General features: G+C 51.5%; 10 protein-coding genes. 8 read left to right on the top strand and 2 right to left on the bottom strand.

Annotated elements, in window-relative coordinates; translation table 11 throughout:
- Window positions 1-261 precede the first annotated feature (261 nt).
- The gene (locus AC4PME_RS19790) at window positions 262-489 is read left to right on the top strand and encodes an AbrB/MazE/SpoVT family DNA-binding domain-containing protein (protein WP_491044743.1); all 228 of its coding nucleotides are present in this window, start codon (window positions 262-264) and stop codon (window positions 487-489) included.
- Between the two features lie 20 nt (window positions 490-509).
- Here AC4PME_RS19790 and AC4PME_RS19785 read toward each other — a convergent pair whose 3' ends face one another.
- Together AC4PME_RS19785 and AC4PME_RS19780 are read right to left on the bottom strand one after the other, a co-directional pair.
- Window positions 510-1,265, bottom strand: a complete 756-nt coding sequence (locus AC4PME_RS19785; RefSeq protein ID WP_119499729.1) for a rhamnogalacturonan acetylesterase — start codon at window positions 1,263-1,265, stop codon at window positions 510-512.
- A 69-nt stretch (window positions 1,266-1,334) separates the two neighbouring features.
- Window positions 1,335-4,076 (bottom strand): TonB-dependent receptor, encoded by a 2,742-nt coding sequence (locus AC4PME_RS19780; protein WP_491044742.1) that lies wholly within the window; start codon window positions 4,074-4,076, stop codon window positions 1,335-1,337.
- A gap of 459 nt (window positions 4,077-4,535) precedes the next feature.
- On the opposite strand from AC4PME_RS19780, the gene AC4PME_RS19775 reads away from it, so the two are divergent.
- The 7 genes from AC4PME_RS19775 to AC4PME_RS19745 form a co-directional block, all read left to right on the top strand.
- A complete protein-coding gene (locus AC4PME_RS19775; protein WP_491044741.1) occupies window positions 4,536-5,735 on the top strand; it encodes a glycoside hydrolase family 88/105 protein in 1,200 nt (399 codons plus the stop codon).
- 2 nt (window positions 5,736-5,737) lie between these two features.
- Window positions 5,738-7,588 carry a glycoside hydrolase family 43 protein gene (locus tag AC4PME_RS19770; RefSeq protein ID WP_491044740.1) on the top strand — a complete coding sequence of 617 codons (1,851 nt, stop codon included), beginning with the start codon at window positions 5,738-5,740 and terminating at the stop codon, window positions 7,586-7,588.
- 2 nt (window positions 7,589-7,590) lie between these two features.
- The gene (locus AC4PME_RS19765; protein WP_491044739.1) at window positions 7,591-8,610 is read left to right on the top strand and encodes an alpha/beta hydrolase fold domain-containing protein; all 1,020 of its coding nucleotides are present in this window, start codon (window positions 7,591-7,593) and stop codon (window positions 8,608-8,610) included.
- Entirely contained in the window at window positions 8,610-10,079 is a 1,470-nt protein-coding gene (locus AC4PME_RS19760; protein WP_491044738.1) for a glycoside hydrolase family 28 protein, read from the top strand. The genes AC4PME_RS19765 and AC4PME_RS19760 overlap by 1 nt, the downstream gene beginning before the upstream one ends.
- Window positions 10,072-11,196: a pectinesterase family protein gene (locus AC4PME_RS19755; RefSeq protein ID WP_491044737.1), complete on the top strand. Its 1,125-nt coding sequence runs from the start codon at window positions 10,072-10,074 to the stop codon at window positions 11,194-11,196. The genes AC4PME_RS19760 and AC4PME_RS19755 overlap by 8 nt, the downstream gene beginning before the upstream one ends.
- A 147-nt stretch (window positions 11,197-11,343) precedes the next feature.
- Window positions 11,344-11,628 carry a pyrimidine/purine nucleoside phosphorylase gene (ppnP, locus tag AC4PME_RS19750; RefSeq protein ID WP_303573489.1) on the top strand — a complete coding sequence of 95 codons (285 nt, stop codon included), beginning with the start codon at window positions 11,344-11,346 and terminating at the stop codon, window positions 11,626-11,628.
- A 98-nt stretch (window positions 11,629-11,726) separates the two neighbouring features.
- The coding region (locus AC4PME_RS19745; protein WP_491529731.1) for a threonine/serine exporter family protein at window positions 11,727-12,498 on the top strand (772 nt) is incomplete at its 3' end.

The raw sequence follows: 12,498 nt of genomic DNA, 5'->3' as shown, positions 1-12,498 counted from the left end.
CGTCGCCATGATCGTTTACCTCTCTGTACAGAGAACAAAGCCTATCATACACACCCAAATCTGTACAGCACACTTCCGTACAGATGCAGAAGTTATCAAAGTAATTCTCCGGTTAACCACCACAAAAAAGTATGTAGTAAATCTTGCGCCTTTACCACTGTCCCCGGGGTACAAAAAGTTAACCAGCAATAACTGCTACCCGCTTGACTTCCCTCCGGGCTCTACTACTTTTCTAATATAACGTTGTCAAAGTAACAGACCATGGATAAAGATTTATTGTACAAGATCGGCAGCAGTCAGTTTGTGCGCCTGCCTGAGGATTTCAGATTTGAAAGCATGCTGGAATTCGATATTAACGAAACCGGCAGCACGGTATCCGTTCGCCCTGCCATTCGTGCGCCTGGGTTTGGGGTAAGTTCAGAAAGTGTTAACGCCGGCGTCCTCAACCACCGTGAAGTGATGGCAGAGGAACGCCACGTTCCTTGCTGATATTCGTGATCAGCGCACGTTTACAGCGTTTCCCGGTACACGTATTTTGCCAGCGGATGTTGTTGCGCTTTTAAATCCTTAATAAAGAACTGAGCTACCAGCGCGGCACCAAGCGTATTCAGGTGAGTGTTGTCTTCGTTGCCGTCGGGGTAACGGGTGTACAGGCCTGGCGGAATGCGCAGGAAATATCTCACCGTGGCGGCATCCCCTTCCTGTTCGAAGAAATCACAGGTGTGTTTATTCATATCGAAGAACGCGACGTCTTCTTCTTGTGCCACTTTGCGGGCCGCATTCACATAGTCGTCCAGCGTGTGCTTCAGATTGCCCTGCTCATCAAAGTGACGGCGGCAAATAGAACTGGCAATCAGCGGTGTGGCCTTTTTATCGCGGATATCTTTGATGTAACGGTGCAGATACGCCGGATAGTCTTTCTCTGCCGAGGCATAACGGGCAGGGTCACTTTTCTTTTGATCGTTGTGGCCGAACTGGATCAGCACGTAATCCCCTTCTTTCATTTCAGATAACGCCTTTCCCCAGCGCCCTTCATCAATAAAACGTTTGGTGCTGCGGCCATTGGCTGCATGATTCAGAATTTCCAGCTCAGGTGAAATAAACGCCGGTAATAACATGCCCCAGCCGCGCTCCGGGTAAGCCAGATTGGGTTTGATGGACATGGTGGAATCGCCGATGAGATGCAACGTCGTACGGGTGGGATCCTGCGCCGCAGCGCTGAACGCCGTTGCTGCGAAGAAGAGAGAAAGAATCAACTTTTTCATGAAAAATCCTTATGTTAAACGAAAAAAGGCCATCATTACTGATGGCCCAAGGGACACACTACCACTGTGTTACATTCTGTAGCTCACGCCCAGAAAGAATTGTCGCCCGGTAGACTGACTGTTGATGATGCGCATGGCATCCGCATCGATGTACTCATCAATGGTTTCATCGGTCAGATTAATACCTTCAAGGGAAACTTTTAAGTTCTCAGAGATCTTATAGCTGGTAGAGAAATCAACGTATGTAGTCGAATCCATGATGCGCCATTTACGCTCGTCTGTGCTGCTGAGGTTAGTGTAGAACTCACCACGGTAAGCAGCCGACAGCCGTGCACTGAATACATCATCTTCCCAGTACAGCGTGAAGTTAGCTGATTCATCAGACTGACCGGTTAGCGGACCGGTGCGGTCTGCGCCATAAGTCACTTCAGAATCAACCAGTGTCAGGTTAGCCAGCACACCAAATTTCTGCATCCACTCAGGACCAGGCAGGAAGGTCAGCGGCTGCTGATACTGAATTTCAAAACCGCTCAGGTCGCCACCGGTACCGTTAACAGTACGGCGAACCTCAAAGGTTTCATCAATCAGGTTGTCGCGCTCTGCCCCCAGTAATGACTCAGGTAAGCCGGTTTCCGCCCAGCTCAGGAACTCTGTCTCTGAAGTTGGGAAGGACTCGATATCTTTGACGAAATACGCCAGTGATAACAATGCGCCTTCGTCGAAGTACCATTCAACAGCGAAATCAGTGGCATCAGCACGGAACGGCTCGATGTACGGGTTACCGTAAGATACGCGGTAGTCACCGAAAATCGACACGCTGCCGCCCGGGCTTAACGTACCCAGATTCGGACGGGACATCACTTTCGCCCAGCTTGCACGCAGAATTAACTCATCGGTCATTTCCAGCGCCAGGTTCACAGACGGTAATGTGTCTGTGTAATCATGCTCAACCGTCACTTCCTCAGTACCGTTAATGATACCGGTAGATTCCAGGTTCGTTTTCACGTGACGCACACCGGCGTTACCGCGCAGTACTTTGTCACCCACTTCCGTATTGAAATCGGCCTGAGCGTAAATACCTGTGCTGTCTTCTGTTACGGCACGGGTATCACCCGGACGCACGTTGTAAGGCCAGCAACCGCTGTCTACAAAGTTGTTGATCTTGTCGCCGTCAGCCATAAAGAAGCTCTGGCCACCGAAAGAAACCACTTCACCGTCGGCATCTGTGACTACGTTACTGATCCCGCAGGCGTTGCCATCGACTGTACCGTCTGCTTCATCACGGGAAGCAAAAGACGCATCTGCACGCACACCGGCAATTTCATAGCCGTATTCACGCCAGGTGATACCGCCGCTCAGCGTGACTTCATCATTCAGCAGGTAGTTCAAATCCAGACGGGCTGTGTCTGTAGACGCTTCGGCATCGTAAATACGGTCACGGAATTCAGAGACTTCCCAGTTCGCCGGATTCGCCGTATCGAAGCTGTAGCCGATAGACGGGGACAGCATATCTGAGAAGTCATAGCTTACTGCTGAGCTCGCTTCTGCGTATTCCAGCATCTTACGCTCATCGTTATCGCTGAAGTGCTCGTAAATAACCGTAGATTCGCGGTTGTCCAATGTAGACTGAGACGTACCGGCCAGGAAGCTCATGCTCAGTTCATCAGTAAAGTGATGGTCGATGTTCACACTGAACTGGGTAAATTCAGATTCCCACTCAGCCACAAAGAATTCTGAACGTACATCAACATCAGCAATGGTCGCGGCGTACATAGTGTTGTTGCCGTCAATCTGATACGCGGTCACGTCTGATTGCTGGACACCGGTGGCACCAGTACGCGCAAGAGAAATCGCTTCCATGAACGGCTCGTCACGGCGTGAATCAATGTTTGCATACAGGGCATCGATTGAAATCAGTGTGTCGTCAGAAGGTACAAACTGTACAGCCGCTGTTAAACCAACGCGGTCCTGATCGTGCGTTTTATCCGCAAAGCGCGGGAAGCGCGGGTGCCATGCACTGCTGACGGCAGCCACATCGGCTTCTGAATCACAGGCTGAACACGCACCGAAGGTGTCGTCTTCCCAGCGGCCCGTGTCTGAACCGGCGTTATTGACGATACGTTGCGACAATGAAGCCGAGAACAGCACACCGAAGGAGTCATCTTCATTAGTCCAGGACGCCAGACCGGATAAGCGGGGAGTCAGCTCGGAAGACTGGTCGTTATATGAACCCTGTGCGTTTACCGCCACAACATCTTCATTAAAATCGAAAGGACGACCGGTACGCAGAGATACCGTTGCACCTAAGGAACCCTCATCTAATTTTGCCGAGGTAGTTTTATGCACACTTAACTGGTTAAACAGTTCAGAGGCGAATACGTTAAAGTCGAAACCACGGCTGGTTCGTACACCGCCGGTACCGGCAGCCAGCGACTGGGCCTGCATACCGTTTAACTGCACACGGGTGAACGTCGAGTTCAGGCCGCGTACGGTGATTTCCCGGCCTTCACCGGCTTCACGGGTAATCGCTACGCCCGGCAAACGCTGCAGCGCTTCCGCCAGGTTCTGATCAGGGAAGTCAGCAATGTCTTCTGCGAGAATGGTGTCTACGGCACCGGCTGATGACTGCTTCAGTGACAGGGCTTTCGCCAGGCTGTCTGCGTAACTGGTGGCACGAACCGAAATAACTTCAATGTCATCATCTGCCGGTGTGGCGGGAGCTGTTTGTCCCCAGGCAGACACGGAAGTTACAATTGCGGTGGTAACGGCTAAGCTGAGTGGCGCTTTCTTAAAACCTTTGGCAAATTTCATGAGTATTCCTCACGGGTCTTTCTACGTTTTTATTTCGCTACACTTACATGTCATGTTCCGTGCAGCCCGGATCCTCTCTGCCACGTTCACAGGGTTTTACCTGTCGTGGCTATTATTTTTCCATGTAAGGCTGTGGTAGATACAGAGGCCTGCCTTACATTTGTTTTACATCCTAGATCCAATTGCTACCGGTGGCAACACTTTTTGTGTATTTTTTGTAAACAACAGTTTAACTAATACTAAAGACTAAGAAACCGCCTGTTATGCTGCCGGGTAATTGGCTAGACCAATTGATTCGTATGGAGATGAAAGCCACGTGGCGCCCTGCTTATATAGATCACAGGGGATGAATGTTAACCCTTACGCACTACCTATAACAACTTGACAACATACATCTCACCCCTCATTATGCTACCGGTAGCACGTTAGGTATTTAAATTGTTAATTTTGGAGATCTCCATGCGTAAGTTCTTTAGTTCCGTACTGCTTATCGCGGCGGCCTGCACCGCCCCGGCCAGTGTTATGGCAGCGGATTCATCAAGTTACTTAGACAACACCCAACCCTGGTCTGTACGTATGGCCGAATCGGAAATGGTTCGCTTTCCTGAAGCGTGGATGATCGACTGGGATGAAGAGCCCCAATGGGACTATGTGCATGGTCTGAACCTGCTGGCGTTCTCCAAACTGTATGAAAAAACCGGTGATCAGAAGTATTTCACCTACATCAAAAACTACTACGACCGGTTTGTGAATGAAGACGGCACCATCAATACCTACGTCCGCAGCAAGTTTAATATCGACATGATCAACCCGGGCAAAGTACTGTTCTTCCTGTACGACCAAACCGGTGATGAAAAATACAAACTGGCTGCCGACACCCTGCGCGACCAGTTAAACGACCATCCCCGCACCAGCGAAGGCGGTTTCTGGCATAAGAAGCGTTATCCGTCACAAATGTGGCTGGACGGCCTGTACATGGGCGCACCTTTCTATGCCGAATACATCATGCGTTACGGTAACCCTGAAGAACTTAACGATGTATACAAGCAGTTTGAGCTGATTGAAAAACACCTGTACAGCGACAAAACCGGTCTGCCACGTCACGGCTGGGATGAATCCCGGGATCAGAAATGGTCAGACAAAGGCACCGGCCTTTCTGCTAATCACTGGTCACGTGCATTAGGCTGGTATGCCATGGCCATTGTGGATGTACTGGAAGTTGTGCCGTCGCAGGATGAAAAACGTGAGTGGTTGGTATCCCGTCTGCAGAACTTTGTAGACCAGGCCGTGAAATATCAGGATGAAACCGGCGCGTGGTATCAGGTAACGGATCTTGGCGATAAGAAAGGTAACTACCTGGAAGGTTCAGGTACTGCCATGCTGACTTATGCCATTGCCAAAGCTGTGAACATGAACGTATTGCCTGAAAGCTACATGGCGTATGCTAAAAAAGGCTTTGCCGGTATGGAAGATCAGATGATTTCTGTCGACCCGGCGAACAATGTAATCAGCCTGAACAACATCTGTGCCGTAGCCGGTCTTGGCGGTAACCCTTACCGCGACGGTTCTTTCGATTACTATCTCAGCGAACCGGTGCGTGCTAACGACGCCAAAGGCGTGGGCCCGTTCATTCTGGCAGCACTGGAACTGGAAAAATAATCATGGGCATTCTGCATACTCTGAAATCTCTGCCCTGCGCACCTGCACTGGCCGTTATGGCAGCGACTGCCGCACTGGGAGGCTGTGCAGATGCACAGTCTTCCGCAGCAAAATCGCCTGCAGTAGCCGCAAGTAATGCAGAAGATAACGCAAACGATCCGCGGCTGTGGATTTCAGATTTGCAGAACGGTGAATACCGTAACCCCATCCTGCATATCGATTATTCCGACCCTGACGTAGTGGCTGTTAACGGCCACTACTACATGACAGCATCGAGCTTTAACGCCGCCCCCGGCCTGCCGGTGCTGCACTCTACTGATCTGGTTAACTGGGAACTCATCAACTACGCCCTGCCACAGCAGGTACCACTGGATGTGTTTGCCACGCCGCAGCACGGTAACGGCGTATGGGCACCGAATATCCGTTATCACGACGGTAAATTCTGGATTTTTTACCCTGACCCCGATTTTGGCATTTATGTGACCACCGCCGCCGATCCCGCCGGTAAATGGAGCGAACCGGAATTAATTCTCGCCGGCAAAGGCCTTATCGACCCTACCCCGCTGTGGGATGACGACGGCAAAGCCTGGTTACTGCACGGCTGGGCAAAAAGCCGCGCCGGCTTTAATAATGTGCTCAGCTTACGGGAAATGTCCGGTGATGCCTCTCAGGTCAGTGACACGTATACCCATGTGGTCGATGGCAATGCTATTGACGGCTACCGCACACTGGAAGGCCCCAAGTTTTATAAACGTAACGGCTACTATTACATTTTCGCCCCGGCCGGCGGCGTGGAGACCGGCTGGCAGTCGGTGTTCCGTTCTGACAACATCGCCGGCCCTTATACACCCCGAACCGTGATGGACCAGGGCGACACGCTCATTAACGGTCCCCATCAGGGTTCATGGATCCACACCAATAAAAACGAAGACTGGTTTATTCACTTTCAGTCCCGCAAGGCATACGGCCGCATTGTGCATTTACAGCCCATGCACTGGGAAAACGACTGGCCTGTTATCGGTGAAGATAAAGACGGTGACGGTACCGGCGAACCGGTGTACCGCTGGAAAAAACCACTGACAGACATCCCTGGCGAAGTGAAACCTCAGCCCGCGACGGATGAATTCAATGACGAATTGGGCATTCAGTGGCAGTGGAATGCCAACTGGCAGCCTGACTGGTACAGCATCGACAAGCAGTCCGGCGTGTTGACCTTACCGGCACAGCCCAAAATAACCACCACCGGCGATAATCTCTGGTCTACACCTTCATTATTACTGCAAAAGCTGCCGGCGCTGACCTACGATGTGCGCGCTGAAATCATTCTGCAGGAAGATGGCGCACAGGCAGAAGGCGGATTGCTGCTGTTTGGTGAAGATTATGCCTGGATCGGAGTAAAACCTGTAGACGGTGAAACCCACCTGGTCTACGTGCAGTGTAAAAACGCCCGCACCGGTTGCGATGAGTCGGTACACGACTATGGCCCGGTAAATGCACTGTTCAGTGAAAATGGAACAGCAGATGACAATGCCACCACCAGAACCATCGAACTGCGCTACGTGATGGCCGGGGATGCCACCGCCATATTCAGCTACCGCGTTACCGCGGATACAGCCGGAAGCGGCGCGCAGAGCGCTAATGCAACCCGCTTTACGGTGGTGGGCGAACAGTTTAAAGCCAGACGCGGCCGCTGGGTCGGCGCGAAAACCGGCCTGTTCAGTGTGTCTGCGGATGCAGACGCCGCAATGCCCGGTGCAAAACTGTCTGATGCAAAACCGTCTGATTCAAAACAACACGCCCCGGCATCGCTGAAGGTGAACTACTTCAGATTTCTGCCGCGACGGAGACCTTAATCATGTTACAGGCTTTCATGCCACAATCTGATGTCAGCGCACAGCTTCGCCGCCTCACAGCCGCAGCCCTGTGCGCGATTTGTGCCGCCGGCAGCATGCCTGTGAGCGCCAAAGATTATCCCGTGGACGACAGCTACAGCATTTCCCAGCGCTTCTATGCCTATCGGGATGAACATCCTGAACTGAAAGAGCCGGTACTCTCCTTCACTGAAGGTCAGCAGGTGTTATTCGACCGCCGTTATAAAGTGGCAGATGACCGTGAACTGCATCTGGATGTATTTTTGCCTTCCGCAGACAAAGCCAATGATCAGGCGATTATGTTCATTCACGGTGGCGGCTGGCGTTCAGGCAATAAAAGCCACTTCTACCCGCTGGCGAATTTACTGGCTCAGCAAGGCTACGTAGTGATCACCCCTGAGTACCGGTTATCCATGGAAGCGCAATACCCTGCCGGGCTTGAAGACATCAACGACGCACTGGCGTTTGCAAAAGAGCATGCTGCTGCCTGGGGATTCAACCCGACCAGAATTGCCCTGGGCGGCGGCTCTTCCGGCGGTCATATGGCCGGACTCATTGGTAATACCGCCAACACCACCCTGTTTAAGGGTGAACATTCAGCAGACGCCGTGCGCGTAAACGCTGTCGTCGACCTTGACGGCGTGCTGGATTTCACCCACCCCTTAGCCCTTGCCAGTGAAAACAAACGCAAGGACAAATCCGCTGCCGGCATGTGGTTCGGCGGCGCGTATGAAACGCTGCCTGAACGCTGGGCAGAGGCATCCACCGCCAAACATATCGATGCACACTCGCCGCCCATGCTTATCATCAGCAGCGGCCAGATGCGCTTTACCGCCGGCAAAGACGAAGTCCTCAGCAAACTCAGCAGCCACGGCATTGTCAGCAAGTATTATCAGTACGACAACAATATCCACACATTCTGGCTGTTTGAACCGTATCTCACAGAAACCGCAGAGCGGATCCACACCTTCTTAAGCCAGATAGCATCCGGAGTTAATCAATAATGGGTTTTCAAGCATCCCGACGCAACTTACTAAAATTAGCCGGCAGCAGCGCCGCCACCGCAGGTTTTCTGGGGTTATCAGGCTGCAGCAGTGTTACGCAAACCTTCACACAACCTGTAGCCACCGGCGATTTCGACTGGAACGACGATGCCCGCCGCATCCGTCAGCGTATCCGTGCACCTGAATTTCCGCCGCTGCATGTCAGCATTACTGAATACGGCGCAAAGCCCGCCGGTGAAAGCAGCAGTCAGGCAGATGCCACACAGGCTATCCGTGATGCCATCAGCGATGTGGCTGCACAGGGCGGCGGTACCGTTGAAGTGCCCGCCGGTGAGTTTTATACAGGTCCCGTGCATTTAAAATCCAACATCAATTTTTATCTGGCCAAAGGCGCGGTACTGCATTTCATTCCCGAGCCTGAGCTTTACAAGCCTTATGTGTTCACCCGCTGGGAAGGCACTGAACTGATGGGCTATTCCCCGCTGATCTATGCCTTTGAAGAAACCAACGTAGCGATTACCGGCGAAGGGACACTGGAAGGCGGCGGCAGCCCGGAAAACTGGTGGCCGTGGAAAGGTAAATGGAAAGAAGCCAAATGGGGCGATCATCCCGTGGCAAACCAGAAATACACCCGCGATGTGCTGCGTCAGATGGCCGAAGACGGCGTACCTGTGGCAGAGCGTGTGTTTGAAGAGAACTATCTGCGCCCGCCTTTCATTCAGCCTTACCGCTGTAAGAACGTGCTGATCTCTGGCGTGACTATCCGTAACTCCCCCTTCTGGCTGGTTAACCCGGTACTGTGTACTAATGTGACCGTGCGGGATATTTACTGTCACAGCTATGGCCCCAATTCTGACGGCTGCGATCCGGAAAGCTGTACCGATGTACTTATCGAAAGCTGTACGTTCGATACAGGGGATGACTGTATTGCCATTAAATCAGGCCGTAATGCCGATGGTCGCCGTGTGGCACAGCCCTGTGAAAACATCCTCATTAACGACTGCACCATGAAAGCCGGCCATGGCGGTGTGGTAATTGGCAGTGAAATTTCCGGGGGCGTAAGAAACCTTTATGCTCAGAACTGTGAAATGAGCAGTCCGGATCTCGACCGTGCCGTGCGCATTAAAACCAACTCCATCCGCGGCGGACACCTGCAGAACCTGAACTACCATCAGTTCCGTGTGGGCCAGGTGAAAGATGCCGTAGTGATTAACTTCTTCTATGAAGAAGGCGATGTGGGTGAGTTCACACCCAAGCTGGAAGATATCACCATCGAGAACTTGTATGTGCAACATGCCGAACGGGCTTTTGTGCTGCGCGGGTACGATCACACGCCCATTACCGGCGTGTCGCTGAAAAATCTGATATTCACGAAGGTTGATAAAAAATCCATAATTGAGAATATAGATAATATCTCTCAGCAAAATATCCGTGTGAACGGAAAAACCATGGAACTCCCTGATGTCTAGAATATGTTGTTTGTTGTTGGTCGTACTGTTAGCAGGATGCAGCAGCGAGAAGCCGGAACGCTTTTTACCTGAATCTGTGACTGCTGATGCCATTGTGGCCAGTACCGCCATCGACGAAACACATTATTCATCCATACAGGAAGCCGTGAACGCCGCCCCGCAGGAGGGTGGCTGGACCATCGCCGTCGCGCCGGGAGAATATTACGAGCGCGTGGTGATAGATAAACCCGGCATCACCCTTATCGGTGCCGGTATGGATCAGACCAAAATTGTCTTCGACCGCTACGCCGGCAAAGCCGTTACCCGCGGCAGTGAAGAACACTGGGGCACCTCACGCAGTGCCACTGTGGAAATTACCCGTCCCGGCGTACACATTGCTAACCTCACCATCGAGAACGGCTTCGACTTTTTAACCGAAGATGCCAGAGAAAGCAGCGACCCGGCCAGAGTATCCGGTATGCAGGCTGTGGCCCTTAAAATTTCAGAATACACCGACAAAACCTTTATAGAGGATGTTGCCCTGCTCGGCTATCAGGACACCCTGTACGTGCGCGGGGGTCGCAGCTACTTTAAAGGCGGCGAAATTCGCGGCAATGTGGATTTCATTTTCGGTGACGGCAATGCCTATTTTGATACTGTCAGTATCTATTCCCGTCCCAGAGGGAAAGACATGGACATCACCGGCTACATCACCGCCCCCAGCACGCTGATTTCAGATACCTTCGGCCTGACCTTCGTAAACTGCAAACTGCTGCGTGAAGAAGGCGTACCGGACAACTCCGTGCCACTGGGCAGACCCTGGCATCCAACCACCACCTTCGACGATGGTCGGTATGCCAACCCCTTCGCCATTGGTAAAGCCGTGTTTATCAACACCTGGATGGACGCCCACATCACCACAACCGGCTGGGCTTCCATGGGCGGTTCAACCAAAGAAGGCGGCAGAAAAGAATTCGATCCTATCAACGATGCCCGCTTTGCGGAATACGGCAGCAGCGGCCCGGGCTACGCGATTAACGAACAGCGCCCACAGCTAGGCGTAGAAAAAATGGATATTTATAAGCGGTTTAATATTTTGAATGGGTGGGAGCCGGAACTTACCGCTACGCCAAAATAAATCAACACACCAGACAAGCACCGCTGAGCAATTAGTGCTTAGCGGTCTATCTCATGCCATTTCTGTTAGTTGAAAAACAAAATGGCGGTAGAAGAAACCCTTTCCTTACGGCACACTGTGTGACCCTAATTTTAATCAGGAACACTCATGTCATTAAGCGTAAACAGTTATTTCGACGACAACGTAAAATCCATCGCCTTTGAATCTGCAAACGGCCCGTGCACCTCAGGTGTTATGCTGCCAGGCGAATACGTTTTCAGCACCTCTAAAGATGAACTGATGAAAGTGGTTGAAGGTGAGCTGATTGTAAAACTGCCCGGTTCAGACGAATTCCAGTCTTATAAAACAGGCACAGAGTTTAACGTAGCAGCGAATCAATCTTTTGATGTGAAAGTGGAAGTGACTACGGCTTATCTTTGTTTTTATAGCTGATTTTCTATAAGGCGTATCAAAATGATTGATACGCAGTTATGATTTCCATGTAATAGCCTGCAAATTGCAGGCTTTTCTTTAACGCATGGAATTTTCATTTGCATACTGCCGAATTCATCCAGAAACGCCGCTTTATTGTCCGGCTTGGAAAAATGCTTCATAAATACGGAACGCCTTCCTTCCGCCTTGAAGCCTATTTAACAGAAGTCGCCACTTATCTTGGTGTTCGCGCATCCTTTATCGCTACCCCGACCTCGTTAACATTCGTCATCTGGTCTGATGGACATGAGGACGAATATACCCATGCGGCACGATTACAACCCGGTGAACTGGATCTCAACTCCCTTTCGCACGTAGATGGCCTCGCCAGCGAACTCCTTGCAGGTGAAGTATCCCTGGAAGAAGCAGACCGTCTTCTGTCCGATATCGATGCAATGCCCTCGCCCTATGGCAAATGGATTACCGGCTGCTCCTTTGCTTTAGCAACAGGAGCATTTGCAATGCTGATGGGTGCAAGCTGGCCGGAGATCGGCTGGTCAGGGCTGTTAGGGCTGCTTTCCTATGTCTGGTACTTATGGGCATTGCGTTCAAAACGCGTGAATATGATGCTGGAACCAATGACAAGTTTTATGGCAGGTATGGCAGCCAGTGCCATTGGTCGTTATATCGACCCTGGCATCAACATTCCGCTTATCGTGCTTTCCTCCGTTATCGTGTTAGTACCTGGTTTGGCGTTAACCATGGGGCTTTCCGAACTCGCTTCAAGAAATATGGTGTCGGGCACTGCGCGGGTGATGGATGCCTTAATGCAGTTATTTAAATTGTATTTTGGAGCATTTCTCGGTGTCTCCGTTGGTTTTTCCTTATTTG

The organism is Alteromonas sp., assembly GCF_984505615.1.
The sequence above is the reverse complement of the archived record's forward strand: the minus strand, read 5'-3'. Positions and strand labels throughout refer to the sequence as shown.